The organism is Neobacillus niacini (assembly GCF_031457145.1).
Lineage (GTDB): Bacteria > Bacillota > Bacilli > Bacillales > Cytobacillaceae > Neobacillus > Neobacillus niacini_J.
The window spans coordinates 161,699-177,068 of record NZ_JAVDVZ010000001.1 but is presented as its reverse complement, the minus strand read 5'-3'; the positions used below and the strand labels follow the sequence as shown (position 1 = coordinate 177,068).

Sequence of the window (15,370 nt, the reverse complement as noted above, 5' to 3'; positions counted from 1 at the left end):
ACTTCCTTTTTATTAATCTACTAGTTTAATATCGTGTAATGAAGCTGTTCCCTTACGTTTTACTTCTGTAAAATGGGCTAAACCGCAGCTTGGGCATGCATATTCATGCATTTCTAATTCTTCATGTAGTTTTGCTCTTGTTCCAATATCCTCAGCTGCTATTGCTTTCACCCCAAGATACTCTTTAATATTTTCGTTTGCTGGAGCAAGTAGTTGTTTACATCCGCACTGAACGTATACGTCATCTGCTACTTGAACTCGTTGTAGGGTATCGCCTATTGGTCCTATAACTACACTATTTTCATTTTGTAAAGAGTTTGGTAACCGCTTTGTCATCTTATAATTCATCCGTTCACGACGTTTATCGTCTCTAGCCTTTTGTGTTGCTTCTTGATCAATTTTCCCATCCACAATGACAACTTTGAACAGATTTTCCGCTGTTTCTTTTAGATAAACGCCATTGTTGACATCTTTTAACACGCGCTCTGGTTCACGGTCAAGGGAGTCACCCCAACCTCCTCCTCCTTGCCAGGACCACTCAAATACATCACCAGGCTGGAAGAAAATTGGGCCAGGCTTGGCAGACAAAGATTCTTTTTTAGCATTTAATTGTGACGGATCTGATACCCATTCTTGTGCGGCAAATTTGACTTGAATATCTGTTTCACGATACATGGACCGAACAATACATGAACCTGGTTTTCCACCCCATAATCCAAAGGCATTCGGGACTTCTAATCCGTGGGCCATAGGGATACCCATTAATGATGGTGTATCATGTACGACAAATGCCGAGCCTAAAGACATTCCTCCACGATTACGGCCAGCTCCCGCTGTATCTTCCATATATCTTCGGTATAGGTAAAGAACCGGCGTACCACTTTCCATCGTTTCAACATTCGGAATTTTTTGAGCAGGAATATGGTGACAGCCCCCCGCATCTATACCATCACGATGATGATAAGCGCCTGCACCAGAAGCCATTTGCTCCGTAAATGTATTACCGAAAGGTTCTTTATATTGATTTAAGCCAGCAACATTCAATAAATCAGCACCACCAAAGTACGATGAATGTGCTTCTGATAAATATTCGTCAGAGCTGGCCAACATTTTTGAAATTGCTTCTACAACTAGTGATTCAACAAGCCACATAACACTTAATGTTGCATGACCAACAGCTGCCGGCCATTTTGCATTACAAATAATTCCCTCTGGTGCGATAATTTCAACAGGATCAAGAACGCCGTCATTCCAAGGGATGTCATAGGCAAGCAGCGGCAGCATTCCCGAAAAGATTCCTCCTACTAATGCGCTTTCCGTACAGTTTGCGAAACCTGGTGTTTGTTCAGAGGATTCGCTAAAATCAAAGGTCAATTTATCATTTTTTTTGGTTAGCGAAAGTGAGATATGGTACAGTCGATTACTTTGCCCATCGTGATCGAGATAGTTTCGTGCCCGATACACCCCGTCCGGCAGTTGTCTTAACCGGAATGCAATTTTATCTTTTGTTAATTGAATAATATCTTCAAATACCGTATTAATGGTGGGGAAACTGTATCGGTCAACAAGTTGTAATACTTGTTTAATTGCCACTTTGTTTGCGGATGTCATAGCCCGAAAATCCAAAGTGAAATTTTTTGGCAAACGTGACATACCTGAGATCATGTTCCATACATCTTTTCTCAACTTGCCTCGTTCGATAATTTTCACTGGCGGAATAATCATGGATTCCTGATACACCTCAGTGGCCGAAGATGCCAAACTGCCAAAAACCATGCCCCCTACATCCAATTGATGCAAACACGCCCCAGCCCAGCCGATTCTTTCGCCTTCATAGAAAATTGGAGCAAGAACACCCATGTCCGGAGCATGCAGGGCACCTTTGTAAGGGCTGTTGACAACAAACATGTCTCCATCTTCTATTCCTGGGTCTTCCGCGCAGTCCGCAATAATATGTTCCAGCATTTTAACGAGCGATCCCGTATGTGCAATAACCGTTTTTCCCATCGTCACAAGATTACCGTTAGCAGTAAAAATACCAACGTTAAAATCTGCCGCTTCCACTACGATTGGTGATCCAGAAACAGCCTGCAAATTAATGGACATCTCTTCTGATATCGCCATTAAGCGATTTCGAATAACTTCAAATGTCACAGGGTCAACAGCAACTCTTGATACATCCTTTTCTACAATCTGTTTCAATGGACCATTTCCCCTTCGTTATGGATTTGCTTGTCGTTAAGAAGAATTGCTTCCGGCAAAATGACCGTGTTTAAATATTCATCAATCATCGCCTTTTGTTGTGGACCAATTACGATTGTAGTCCCTGGATGTTCAATAATAGCTGGTCCTGTAATTTCCATTCCTGCCTCTAAATCTTCTTCGTTGTAAATGTAAGTTGTCATGAAATCATTCACCTCATGGAAATAAACATTTCTTTCAGTACGTGGCGTTGCTTTCCCATTCGAATGACTCAATTTTTTAGCAATCGTTGCTTTTGGAACAGGTGCCTTACCATGCACACGGAATCCTGTAATTTCAATTCCTGCCTCGCGATAACCCGTACCATTCCCATAGCGTTCTTCATAATTTTGTTCAAAACGAGCAATTAGGTCGTTAATGTGCTGTGCTGTCAACTCGCCACCTTCAATTTCAACTGAAACCTGGTTAAATTGGCCTCGAAAGCGTAGATCCACTAAACGACTAAAGCGTACATTTTCTTTTGTTACAAAGTCATTTATCAATGCTTTTTCACACTTTTCCTCTAGCTGTTCAAACACTTTATTAAATTCTGATGCTGAAATATGATCTGATGCCACTTGGAACATTGCTGGTGTTTGCATTCGCTTAGATAGATAATAAGAACGATGAATATCCGATGTCCCTATTCCATAAGCTGAGTGAACTGTCGCTGTGTAAGGAACAATGATTGCCTTAACACCACTTTCAGCCCCAAAGCTGTAACTATGTGCTGGTCCTGCCCCACCGTATGCAAACAGTACGAAATCTCGGGGATCGTGCCCTTGACTAATCGTGGCCTGTCTTAATAAATCAGCCATTCGATTGTCTGAAATAGTGCGAATACCAGCTGCAGCTTCAACAACAGTCATTCCTAATGGCTCTGCAATCTTCGTGCGAATCGCATCTTCTGCCTTTGCTTTATTCAGCTTCATTTTTCCACCTAGGAAGTGATCTGGGTCGATAATTCCTAACACGACATCCGCATCTGTAATTGTTGGCTCCGTTCCCCCTTGGTCATAACAAACAGGCCCTGGAACTGCTCCTGCACTTTGAGGCCCTACAAACAAGTGGCCGTTTTCTACATATGCAATACTTCCTCCACCAGCACCGATGGCTGTTACTTTTACCATTGGCTGCACAATATGATAACTTTCAACCTCTGAGTTATTGCTCACTATAGGCTTTCCATCAATAATCAAGCCCACATCAAAACTAGTTCCACCCATATCAGATGTGATCACGTTCGGGTAACCGAGCTTCCCGGCTAAATGAACAGATGCTAACACTCCGCCAGCTGGACCAGATGTTAATAAGGATACAGCCGCTTCTCGTGCCTCTTCTGCGGGAATTACACCCCCGTTTGAATTCATTATTGTAAAAATACCATTAAAACCTTTCGCTTTTAACTTATCTTCTAAAGTCGTAACGTACGAATCAATACTTGGTCCTAAATAAGCATTAATTGCAGTTGTTGCTGTACGTTCATATTCTCCTAATACCGGTGCGGTTTCAGAAGAAATCGAGAGGAAGATGCCGGGAGCTTCTTCCTGAACAATCCTTTTGATTAGTTGTTCATGAACTGGATTTGCAAAAGACCAGAGCAGACTCACTGCGATTGCTTCTACACCTTGCCCCAGCAAACTTCGCACTGCCTGTCTTGCTTTCTGCTCATTCAGGGCTACAATCACGGCTCCCTTATAATCAATTCTTTCCGGCACCTCCGCAATTAAATGTTTAGGAATGATAGGGTCAGGCAGTTTCCTAATACTGTAATGTGTAAGTTGATCCCCGAGTCCTGCCCACTGTCCCATAGTCCGTTGGATTAACATGGTATCCCCAAAGCCTTCTGTAGTAATTAAGCCTGTTCGAACTCCTTTTCGTTCAATAAATGCATTTGTAGCAGCTGTCGAGCCATGGCCGAAATAACTAACATTTTCAAGGAATGCATTTTCGCTCACTCCTAGATCATTCGCTGCCAGCGAAACAGCCTTCATTATTCCAATACTCCGGTCATGTGGTGTTGTGTGCGTTTTGTACATCCTTAGGTGGCCGTTCTCATCCATTACTATTGTGTCTGTAAAAGTTCCCCCGGTATCCGTTCCGACAAAATACTTCACAGTTCTTCCTCCTCAAAGTACATAAACTATTTTATTTTTCAAATAATTAAATTTATAATTATCTGTCCTTAAATGACATACTCTTCAAAAGTAGATTTAGCAAACAAATCCTCAATATTTAATTTGTTTTTGATTAATCCATCTTCATAGGAATATTGGATAACCGCTTCTAATGTTTTTCGATTACTTTCTAAACCGTACGGCCAGAAGTCTTCACCTAAGATTTCTTTTGTTCTTTCTAGTTCCGGAATTAACCACGGTACCGTCACTTTTAATGCAGCTGTTTGATTAAAGCCATCGTATATCATTTCTTTTGCTTTTAGGAACGCTTGGTATAAGTTTCGTGCGACCCATGGGTGTTTTTCAAGGATTTCGTCTTTAATTGCAACAACGTGCATGATTGGGAAGATTCCCGTTTGCCTGTAATATTCTTGTTCAACTGAAGCATAGTCTGTAAAAAGTCTCTTTACATTAGGAGAGCCATTTAAAAAACTTGACGGTGCACGTGGTCCAATAAATGCGTCAATTTTTCCTGATTCCAATAATTCGTTTAATGTTTCCTCCTCACCTATTTGGTAAATTTTTATTTCAGGCGGTAAATCGACCTTTACTTTCTCAACTCTCCCAGGAGTCTCCTCTCCCCCCATGAACCATTCGACATCAGACTGTTTAACACCATAATAATTATTTAAAATTCCCCTTATCCAAACGCAAGCTGTTAACTGATACTCTGGAATCCCAATTCTCTTTCCGATTAAATCCTTTGGTTCTTTTATTCCAGAATTTGTGTTTATATAAATTCCAGAATGCCTGAACATACGTGACATAAAAACTGGTATGGCTGTAAAATTAGGAAATCCCCGATCTTTTGCTATTAAATAGGATGATAGTGATAATTCAGCTACATCAAATTCTTGATGACGCATCATACGAAAAAAGGTTTCTTCCACAGGCATATTTAACCAATTTAGCTCTATCCCCTCAGGTTTTACTGAGCCCTCTACTATTGGTCTAACTCGGTCATAATCCCAACAACCAAATGACAAAGATAATCTCGACAAAAAACTCCACCTCTTAATATGTAAATTTATTAGTCTATAACGCTTACAACCTAACGTTATCATAAGATTCAGACAATTAATAGTTCAATAAAATTATCAATACTTGAGGTTTTTCTCATGTTTATTTTTCATAATATACTTATTCTATTAATGTTAGTTCATTTTTTATAAAGTTAATTAATTTTTTTTCAATAGGTAAAAAATATTTATGTGGTCTATATGCTAGATATATATCACCATAGAGTCTAAGTCCATCAATCCTTATTTCTTCTAATAATCCCATTTCAATTTCCTCTTGAACTACAAAACGGAAGTTCATTCCTAATCCTAGTCCAGCTCGAACAGCCTGTTTGGTCCCTTCAGGATGTCCTACCTCCATCACAATGTTTGAACGAATAATTCCGTAAGATTCAAGTGCAGAATCTATGGTTTTTCTAAATTGAGTGTCTTTAGGAGCGCAGACAAACGGGAGAGATTCTAAATCCTTCATGATCTTTGGTGTTAAATCTTCTCTTGCATTTGGCGAAATGGTTAAGACTATTTCTTCTGATCTTATATGTTCATAGATTAAATGTTCTGATTCTACTTTAACTGGTACGATGCAAAAATCAATATTACCATTTGCCGTAATTTTCAAAACTTCTGAGCTGCCATAGACATGAAGATTAAGATGAACAAGTGGATAATCCTCTTTAAAACGACTTACAATGGAAGGCAGCAGATATGTTCCTAAATTAATGCTTCCTGCTATGTTTATTTCTCCTGTCTTAGACTTCTTTATATCTTGTACAGAAGTATGTAATTTATCAAATTCATCTAAAATGTTGACAACAAATCCATAAACCATGTGACCTGCTTTTGTAGGGATAGTATTTCGACCTTTCCTCTCAAATAATTCCACACCTAAGTATTCTTCCATAACTCTTAACTGATGACTTACAGCAGACTGTGAAACAAACATTTTTTCGGCAACAGCTTTTATACTCTCAGATTCGTAAACCATTCTTAGTACTTTTAAATTATAAATAGACAAACTCATTGCAAAAAACCCCCTCAATAGACAATTTATACCAACAATAAATACCTATCAAATTATCCTGCAATTCGATAGGCATTTTATCTTGCATTTTCTATTTAAACTCCTTCCAGTTCATCCCGCTTTCGTTCAGCAGCTCCTCAAATGATTTATTCTTTTCTTTTAAACGGCGTTCTTCGCGTTTACGCTGCTCTACCTCTTCTTTTTTTCGCTCCTCTGCTGCCTTGAGCTGATCCTGTTGTTCTTTCAGCTGCTTAATTAATTCCGGATTAATCATATCTTTAAGCGTAACCGCTGCATCTTCTTTTTTTGGTTTAGATTGATTTTTTTGTTTCGATTTCTTTTTCATCCTAAATCCCCCATAAACATCATTTCATATGTATTATAGCATTTTTAATAGAAAAAGCAGGCTGTTCTGCTGATCAGCCTGCCATACCTTCTATTAATATGCTTCTAGAACTACGTTATCGTTCACTGTTAATGAAGCCTCTGTTGAGTTTATTACATCCTCGACAGTATAGCCTTTAGCAACTTCAACAAGCTTTAACCCTGCCTCGGTTACATCCATTACAGCACGTTCAGTGATAATTCGATGAACGACACTTTTTCCTGTTAATGGAAGAGTGCATTGTTTTAAAATTTTTGATTCGCCGCGCTTGTTCACATGCTCCATGATGACAATGATTTTCTGAGCTCCATGGACGAGATCCATAGCTCCGCCCATCCCTTTAATCATTTTCCCTGGAATCATCCAGTTTGCCAGGTCCCCATTTTCAGAAACCTCCATGCCTCCAAGGATAGCCACGTTGATGTGTCCCCCGCGAATCATCGCGAAGGATTCAGCACTATCAAAATAAGATGCCCCGCTAATCGCTGTAACCGTTTCTTTTCCGGCATTGATTAAATCAGGATCTACTTCTTCCTCCGTTGGATAAGGACCAATTCCAAGCAGCCCATTTTCCGATTGAAGAACAACCTGTTTATTTTCAGATATATAATTAGCAACTAGTGTCGGCATACCAATACCTAAGTTTACATAAAAACCGTCTTCGATTTCTTTCTCTGCCCTAATTGCAATTCTCTCTCTAACAGAGACCATTGACTCTCACTCCCTGCACCAATCTATTTCCTAACTGTCATTCTTTCAATCCGTTTTTCCTGCTTACCTTCTATAATCATCTGAACGTAAACGCTCGGAGTATGGATAAAATTCGGGTCGAGTTCCCCGATTTCACAGAGTGTCTCTACTTCAGCAATCGTTACTTTACCAGCTGTAGCAATCATCGGGTTAAAGTTCCGTGCTGTTTTGTGGTAAACAAGATTTCCCATCTTGTCTCCCTTCCATGCCCTAACAAGGCTAAAATCAGCAGTCAATGCTTCTTCTAGTAGATACTCTCTGCCATTAAAGACCTTTGTATCTTTGCCATCCGCAATCGGAGTTCCTACCCCTGCAGGAGTATAAAAAGCGGGAATCCCAGCTCCACCAGCTCTTATTTTTTCCGCTAATGTACCTTGTGGTGTCAATTCTACTTCCAGCTCGCCTGCTAAAACCTGTCTTTCAAACTCTTTATTCTCTCCCACATAGGAACCTATCATTTTTTTAATCTGTTTATTTTTCAAGAGTGGCCCAAGACCCCAATCATCGATTCCACAGTTATTCGATATAACGGTTAAATCCTTTACACCCTTATCAACCAAGGCTAAAATCAGATTTTCAGGAATGCCACACAAACCGAAACCGCCAACCATCAACGTCGCTCCATCTTGAATATCAGCGACAGCCTCTTGGAAGGATGTACTAATTTTCTTCATTGTGTTCGTTCTCCCCTCATTGTAAGGTTTATGCTAACTCAACGATCGTTGCTACCCCTTGACCGCCGCCAATACAAAGAGTTGCCAATCCTTTTTGCGCGTTTCTACGTTTCATTTCATGAATCAGCGTAACTAGAATTCTAGCACCGCTTGCGCCGATTGGGTGACCTAGCGCAATCGCACCGCCATTAACATTTAAGATTTCTTTATTAAAATGAAGTTCACGGTCAACTGCCAGTGCTTGGGCAGCAAATGCCTCATTCGCTTCAATTAACTCAATCTCTTCCATAGAAATAGAGGTTTTTTCCAGAACCTTTTTCACCGCTGGAACTGGACCAATTCCCATGATGCTTGGATCAACACCAGCACTTGCATTCCCTTTAATTGTTACTAAAGGTTTAATCCCTAATTCGTCTGCCTTTTTCCTGCTCATCACAACTAAAACTGCAGCTCCATCATTGATTCCGGATGCATTACCTGCTGTTACGCTGCCATCTTTTTTGAATGCTGGACGTAATCCTGCGAGTTTTTCTGCTGTTGACCCTTTTTTTGGATATTCATCTGTATCAAAAACAATTGGATCACCTTTGCGCTGTGGAATGACAACAGGCACAATCTCATCTTTAAATTTACCTTCTTCAATCGCCTTAACAGCCTTTTCCTGACTCCATGCTGAAAATTGGTCCTGCTCTTCTCTGGTAATGGAATATTTATCTGCCAAGTTTTCAGCTGTAATTCCCATATGATATTGATTAAAAACACATGTCAATCCGTCACTAGTCATAGTATCTATTAATTTTTGATCACCCATTTTAAAACCATCACGGGCATTTTTTAATATGTAAGGAGCTTGGTTCATGTTCTCCATTCCTCCAGCAACAACAATCTCAGCATCTCCTGCTAAAATTGCTTGAGTTGCCAGGTGTACAGCCTTTAATCCTGAGCCGCAGACTTTATTGATTGTCAATGAGGAAACACTTTCAGGAATTCCAGCAGCGATAGCAGCCTGTCTGGCTGGATTTTGTCCAAGACCTGCCTGCAAAACGTTTCCTAAAATAACTTCATCCACTTGTTCTGGCTTAATACCTGCTTGTTCGAGTGCTCCTTTGATAACTGTTGCTCCTAATTCTGTAGCCGGTACATTTTTTAAACTTCCGCTAAAATTCCCTAGTGCAGTACGCACAGCGCTTACTATTACTACTTCTGTTTGAGTCATTTTCTAACACTCCTATTAAATAATTTTTACCTTATACTAATTCGACCTCGAACATAGAAATTCCTCCTATTTTGTCAAAATTTTTATTATTCTTTTTATTAAAATTGCAACACTCTACAATAAACGCACGAGGGAAAAAAATGTTTAATTATCCTAAAAACATTTAGCTTCCTGTCCAAACGATATAGTTTTTTCACATGAATAATCATGCTCTCTTATAAGCACCTTATTAAAGTAAACCACTTCGAAGGGAGTCTGACGATTATGAGCCAAAAACGCGATAAAGGTCACAGCCAAAAAGGTAAGGATTACGCCGAATCTGCAGGTACAGGAAAGCGAATGATTTCTGCCGAGGAAATAGAAAAAGCAATTCATCCTACTAAGAGACAGAATGCTGAGCAATAATTATTTTTTCGTTAAGCCGCTAAATGGAGTTAGCGGCTTTTCCTATGTTAAAATTAAAGCCAGCATTACCAAATAATGACTACCCGAGGACCTTTTGGAGGTGTACTTGTGAGAAAGGCGTTGCGAGCTCTTTTAATTTCATTCTTGTTTACATTTTCTTTAGGTTTTTATTTTACAAATCGGCTTATGTATATGAAAAAGAAGGATGAGCAATTTATTGTTCAACGGGAAAAGGAAGCGGGCAGATTTAACCCCGAACAGTTCGAATCTCTTCCAAAGCGGGAGGTTACCATTGAATCCCCTTTCGGCTATCCGATCAAAGCTTTGCTTGCAGAGCCGCACGAGTCAAATCGTTATGTTATTATTTCTCATGGTGTAACGGAAACAAAAATTAATTCAATAAAATATATGAATCTTTTTTTAGAGCGCGGATTTAATACAATCATTTATGACCATCGCCGCCACGGGGAGTCCGGGGGAAAGACAACCAGCTTTGGCCACTATGAAAAATTTGATTTAAAGGCTGTTATTGATTGGTTAAAAAACGAGAAGGGACCGACTCTTACACTCGGTATCCATGGTGAATCAATGGGGGCGGCTACGATGCTCTTGTACGCTGGTATGCTTGAGGATGGCGCAGATTTTTATATTGCCGACTGTCCGTTTTCCGACTTGAAAGAGCAGCTTTCTTATCAGCTAAAAAAAGAATACAAAATGATACCGACACTATTAATTCCGATTGCTGATTTTATTTTGCGCCTTCGTGAAAAATATTCAATCCGTCACGTCTCACCTATATCTGTTATTGAACATATTAAACATCCCATTCTATTTATTCACAGCGAGAACGATGATTTTATCCTTCCAAGCATGACGAAGGAATTATATAAGAAAAAACAAGGTCCAAAAATGCTTTATCTCGCTACAAATGGCCGCCACGCCCAGTCATTTAATGAAAATCCTGAAGAGTATCGCAGTGTCCTAGATAATTTTTTGTCAAAATACGTTGAAAAAGCTTAAACTCACGTTGGTATTTCTATTTATCTGCGATAATTTGAATATATCTGCGTTAAATCGATTATATCTGCATAAATTCGAATTTTCTGCGTTAAATGAAATATATCTGCGTTCCGAAAAAAGCAGACTGCCCAAGTGGTCAGTCTGCTTTTTCTTTTACAACAAAACTCATGTATCCGTTTAAGATTTGCTGTGGGCTTTTTAGTTGAAAGGTATTACTTGCATTTGAAAAATCAATCGTCATCTTTTCATCAAAGAAAACCATTTTTGATTTTTCCATATAAACGTTTCGATCGTTTGTTTCGAATGTAATATCGTCTGCATCAAGTTCCGGTACAAACCACAAGGCAATCACACCGTTTACCGCACATCCGCAATCTTCTGTATCGTATTTTAGCTCTAAATAACCTTCACGGCCATTTATTCGCTCATTAAGTTTCTCAGCTGCTGCCGTTGTTATCATAATCTCCATGTTTAAATCTCCCCACTAGATGACATACGCTGATTGTAACATAACTTTTTGCAGCAGCTATTGTTTTTGCTTGCTTGCGCTAAAGGAGGATTAATGCCATCAGAAAAGGACTTCCTCTATGGGAGTCCTTTTTCTGAGTAATATATTTTTTTCAACTTATTGAACTTTTTCTAAATGACGAACGAGTTGCCCGTAATGTCCAGTCACGTGCTTAACGATTAAATGGTCGACTAAAAAAGATAATGGTTTTCCGTCAAAGTTTGGATTATAACTTGGAGCTGTTTTTACTAAATCCTCTTCTTTCACTTTTACAAGGCCTGACTCTACTTTCGGGACTAAGTTTTGTAGCGCAGTGATGGCATCCTCTTTCTTAATTCGAGATACAACGTTTTCCTCTACTGCAGCTAAACGACGTACATGTTCATGATTACGTCCCCATTTTGCACCTGGAACAACTAACAACGCTTCCAAATCAGCAACCCAAAATTCTACAGCCTCTAAAATATGAGAAACAATTTGCATTGCTGACCATTCTGTTTCAGACGGTTTCACATAAAGTGTTGCCTCTTCAGTATTTTTCAATACCGATACAATATCATCTATACTCTTTTTAAAAGTTTCCAATTTTTCATTCAGTACTGCTGTTGCCATAAAATTACTTCCTCCTTTAATTCATCCATATATAAATTAAAAAAATGCGTTAGAGTTAGCTCTAACGCGTTTTTTTGTAAACTAGCAATCTACACGTTGGTAATTTTTATTGAAATAGCCATATAGGAAATCAACAACATTGTAATCAGTTGGTTTGTGTTGTTCGAAAATAAAGTTACGAAGTGCAAGTGCAGTTGGATCCTCCGCATGAATAATTTCGCCCCATCTGCGTGCTGATCCTTGTACCATTGCAGAACGTGGGATTCGAATATCTTGGTACGCTTTAAATGCTTCTTCGTAAGAAGTATGTTCTTTCAATTTCTCACCTAATACAAATGCATCCTCGAGAGCCTGAACGCCGCCTTGAGCTAAATATTGAAGCATTGCATGACCAGAATCTCCTAATAGCGTAATGTTGCCATTTGTCCAATTGTCGATTGGTTCACGATCATACATTTGCCAACGGAATTGACGGTTAATGTAAGTTAAAGCGTTTTCAACCTTTGGATGACAATTCTCAAAACGACGTGCCATTTCTTCTGGAGTTCCCCAGTCTTCTACAGTAGCATCATAGGATTTAAATACTACTACTTGGTTATAAAGCTCTCCGCGACGAACTGGATATTGTACCATGTGCAGGTTTGGTCCAATCCACATGATGACATCATCTAAGTCTAAGTTTGCGTTAGTAGACACTTCTTCTATTGGAATTGTTCCACGGTAAGCTACATACGCAGAGTTTACTGGGTTATCATCAACTAGCTGCTTACGCATGTTTGATTTTACCCCATCCGCACCAATAACTGCTTCTGCACTAAACGTTTCACCATTTTGGTTAACAATTGTTACAGTATCACTATTTTGTTCTGCCGTTTGAATCATTTGGTTTGTAAAGAATTTGATATTACTGCTTTTTTGACATGCTTCATAAAGAACTCTGTGTAAGTCAGAGCGATGCAATACGATATAGGGCTGGCCGAATTCTTTTTGGAAACCTTCCCCTAAATCAAGAGTTGCTAATTCTTTTGCTGTATATACATCTTTTAGTACCAGACGTTTTGGTATTACCGCATGCTTTAAGATTTCTTCCTTTACACCTAAACGGTCTAAAACTTCTAACGCATTTGGTGCTAACTGAATTCCTGCACCTACTTCACCAAATTCAGGTGCTTGCTCAAAAACTGCTACTGATTTACCTGTTTCTTGAATTGATAATGCTGCTGCTAAACCGCCAATTCCTCCGCCTACTATAATGATGTCGCTTACATTAGTCATTTGACATTTCCCCTTCGATTGAGTTATTATCTTCCACAAATAGAGAACTTTGTTACCTGATAAGAAAACTTTAAATCATTTTTTATCAATTCGTCAACAAAAACTTTTAAAAATTTAGAAATTTCTATTAATCATTTTTTCTACTACTATCCAAAATCAATCGAAAATGGGGTGAGCATTATGACAACTGAAACGAAAACGATCGGTATTCAATCATTACAAATTGGGTTAAACATATTAGAAATCTTAGCAATGGAAAAAGAACCTCTAAAGTTTACTGATATTCAAAACCTAACTTCAATGACAAAAAGTAATTTATATAAATATTTGTCTACACTATCCCAATTTGGATTAATCTATCGTAATCCTCATACAAACGCGTATACGCTTGGACATAAATTAGTACAGTTAGGAAATGTTGCTTTAGGTCAATCTTCTTTAATAGAAGTGGTTATTCCCTATTTCAAAAAGATTACTGAGAAAACGAACCTAACAGTACTTTTGGCTGTACCTACTAAAAAGGGTCCACTCATTTCATATATTTTAAGTGCTGATTATGGAATAAATATTGGTGCACAAATGGGGACACACTTACCGCTCTCCTCCTCTACTGGCGTTGTTTTTTCTGCTTTTGAGAAAGACATCCTTATGAAAGAATGGGAAGAAAAAGAATTATCGAAGTTCAATGAAAGTGAATTACAGGAATTTCAAGGTGAAAAAGAAAAGACAAGAGGAGTGTTTTTTGCATCAAAAACGGAACCTCTAATAAAGCATGTCTCTTCTTTTAGTGTCCCTATATTAAATTTCAACCATGAACTAATGGGTGCCATTACCATCGTTGGTATTACTGAGACAGTACCAAAATCAGCGGACCATCTGACTGGACAATATGTTCTCATTGTCGCAAAGGAAATTTCAGAGTATTTTGGTTTTAGAAAGTAAATTTCTGAAAACAAATAATATTGACAATTCTCTCGATTTCTTTTAATATTTTTTATAAATAGTGAACTAGTTTCACAAATAGTGAGTATTAGGAGGACAATCATGAAACTTATTAATTATACTGTCGCTGGGCATACACGTGCAGGGGCAATCGTTGACAACCAAGTAATCGACTTAAACTATGCCTTCCAAGCACAGTTAAAAACAGAAGGAAAATACCGATTCGAAGCAATCGCAAAAGCATATGTGCCAGAAAATACAGACGAGTTATACCAAGGTGGTAAAGAATCGCTGATTCTCGCCCAAAATGCAATCGATTTCATTTTAGCTAATCCTGAAAGCTTTGATAAAAAAGTCATTTACAATCGCGAGGAAGTTAAGGTAGGAGCGCCTGTTCAAAAGCCCGGCAAAATTATTTGTGTTGGTCACAACTACCGTGAACACATTTTAGAAATGGGTCGAGAAATCCCATCGAACCCAGTTATTTTTGCGAAATTCGCAAATACAATCTTAGGACCAGAGGACGATATTCCACACTATCCAATTTCTGACCAGCTTGACTATGAAGCAGAGTTTACTTTTGTTGTTGGCAAACAAGCTCGCAATGTTTCCGAAGAAGATGCATTAGACTATGTAGCAGGTTATACCATTACAAACGATGTAACATATCGTGATATTCAACGACGCACACTTCAATGGCTACAAGGAAAAACAGTGGATGGCAGTGCACCAATGGGACCATATTTAGTAACTTCCGATGAATTACAAAATCCATCCGGCTTAGATGTTGTACTTAAAGTAAATGGTGAAGTACGTCAAAAAACAAATACTGCAAATCTAGTATTCTCTGTTCAAAAATTAGTATCTTTCTTATCCAATTTAATGACATTAGAGCCAGGAGATGTTGTATTAACAGGAACTCCTGGGGGTGTTGGAGTTGCGATGAATCCTCAGCAATTCTTAAAAGATGGAGACGTCGTTCGTATTGAAATCGACCAAATTGGTGCCCTTGAAAATAAAGTAAAGGCAACTGAAGTCTTAGCCACTGTTTAATTAGGATTTTGCAAGGGGTCAAGCAGCATACGCTGCTCCCCTTTTCTCTATAAAAATGAATAATAAAGGAGA

15 protein-coding genes are annotated in these 15,370 nt (G+C 38.7%); 4 read left to right on the top strand and 11 right to left on the bottom strand.

The genetic code is table 11. From position 1 onward, the window contains the following. Positions 1 to 12 precede the first annotated feature (12 nt). From J2Y03_RS00915 to J2Y03_RS00880, 8 genes are all read right to left on the bottom strand, one after another. Positions 13 to 2,202, bottom strand: coding sequence for a hydantoinase B/oxoprolinase family protein (locus J2Y03_RS00915; protein WP_310189922.1), 2,190 nt, complete (start codon positions 2,200 to 2,202; stop codon positions 13 to 15). Further along, positions 2,199 to 4,358, bottom strand: coding sequence for a hydantoinase/oxoprolinase family protein (locus tag J2Y03_RS00910; protein WP_310189920.1), 2,160 nt, complete (start codon positions 4,356 to 4,358; stop codon positions 2,199 to 2,201). Before J2Y03_RS00910 ends, J2Y03_RS00915 begins: the two co-directional genes overlap by 4 nt. 68 nt (positions 4,359 to 4,426) lie before the next feature. After that, positions 4,427 to 5,419: an ABC transporter substrate-binding protein gene (locus tag J2Y03_RS00905; RefSeq protein ID WP_310189919.1), complete on the bottom strand. Its 993-nt coding sequence runs from the start codon at positions 5,417 to 5,419 to the stop codon at positions 4,427 to 4,429. Between the two features lie 139 nt (positions 5,420 to 5,558). Beyond that, the gene (locus J2Y03_RS00900; protein ID WP_310189917.1) at positions 5,559 to 6,458 is read right to left on the bottom strand and encodes a LysR family transcriptional regulator; all 900 of its coding nucleotides are present in this window, start codon (positions 6,456 to 6,458) and stop codon (positions 5,559 to 5,561) included. Positions 6,459 to 6,549: 91 nt separating this feature from the next. Further along, positions 6,550 to 6,804: a YqkE family protein gene (locus J2Y03_RS00895; RefSeq protein ID WP_310189916.1), complete on the bottom strand. Its 255-nt coding sequence runs from the start codon at positions 6,802 to 6,804 to the stop codon at positions 6,550 to 6,552. Between the two features lie 93 nt (positions 6,805 to 6,897). After that, positions 6,898 to 7,554, bottom strand: coding sequence for a CoA transferase subunit B (locus J2Y03_RS00890; protein WP_310189915.1), 657 nt, complete (start codon positions 7,552 to 7,554; stop codon positions 6,898 to 6,900). A gap of 23 nt (positions 7,555 to 7,577) precedes the next feature. Next, entirely contained in the window at positions 7,578 to 8,267 is a 690-nt protein-coding gene (locus tag J2Y03_RS00885; RefSeq protein ID WP_310189914.1) for a CoA transferase subunit A, read from the bottom strand. Between the two features lie 28 nt (positions 8,268 to 8,295). Further along, positions 8,296 to 9,483: an acetyl-CoA C-acetyltransferase gene (locus J2Y03_RS00880; protein ID WP_310189912.1), complete on the bottom strand. Its 1,188-nt coding sequence runs from the start codon at positions 9,481 to 9,483 to the stop codon at positions 8,296 to 8,298. Between the two features lie 264 nt (positions 9,484 to 9,747). Between J2Y03_RS00880 and J2Y03_RS00875 the strand changes: the two genes are divergently transcribed. Both J2Y03_RS00875 and J2Y03_RS00870 read left to right on the top strand, forming a co-directional pair. Then, entirely contained in the window at positions 9,748 to 9,888 is a 141-nt protein-coding gene (locus J2Y03_RS00875; protein WP_165903065.1) for a hypothetical protein, read from the top strand. 108 nt (positions 9,889 to 9,996) lie between these two features. After that, complete coding sequence (locus tag J2Y03_RS00870; RefSeq protein ID WP_310189910.1) at positions 9,997 to 10,908, top strand: alpha/beta hydrolase; 912 nt, start codon at positions 9,997 to 9,999, stop codon at positions 10,906 to 10,908. A 136-nt stretch (positions 10,909 to 11,044) separates the two neighbouring features. Here the strand turns inward: J2Y03_RS00870 and J2Y03_RS00865 are convergent, their stop codons facing one another. From J2Y03_RS00865 to J2Y03_RS00855, 3 genes are all read right to left on the bottom strand, one after another. After that, positions 11,045 to 11,377 carry an iron-sulfur cluster biosynthesis family protein gene (locus tag J2Y03_RS00865; protein ID WP_310189908.1) on the bottom strand — a complete coding sequence of 111 codons (333 nt, stop codon included), beginning with the start codon at positions 11,375 to 11,377 and terminating at the stop codon, positions 11,045 to 11,047. A gap of 156 nt (positions 11,378 to 11,533) precedes the next feature. Then, the gene (locus tag J2Y03_RS00860; RefSeq protein ID WP_310189906.1) at positions 11,534 to 12,028 is read right to left on the bottom strand and encodes a DinB family protein; all 495 of its coding nucleotides are present in this window, start codon (positions 12,026 to 12,028) and stop codon (positions 11,534 to 11,536) included. Between the two features lie 81 nt (positions 12,029 to 12,109). Beyond that, positions 12,110 to 13,303, bottom strand: coding sequence for an FAD-dependent monooxygenase (locus tag J2Y03_RS00855; RefSeq protein ID WP_310189904.1), 1,194 nt, complete (start codon positions 13,301 to 13,303; stop codon positions 12,110 to 12,112). Positions 13,304 to 13,483: 180 nt separating this feature from the next. Between J2Y03_RS00855 and J2Y03_RS00850 the strand changes: the two genes are divergently transcribed. Both J2Y03_RS00850 and J2Y03_RS00845 read left to right on the top strand, forming a co-directional pair. Then, a complete protein-coding gene (locus J2Y03_RS00850) occupies positions 13,484 to 14,245 on the top strand; it encodes an IclR family transcriptional regulator (protein ID WP_310189902.1) in 762 nt (253 codons plus the stop codon). Between the two features lie 102 nt (positions 14,246 to 14,347). Next, on the top strand, positions 14,348 to 15,298 hold the full coding sequence (locus J2Y03_RS00845; RefSeq protein WP_310189900.1) for a fumarylacetoacetate hydrolase family protein: 951 nt from the start codon (positions 14,348 to 14,350) through the stop codon (positions 15,296 to 15,298). Positions 15,299 to 15,370 lie beyond the last annotated feature (72 nt).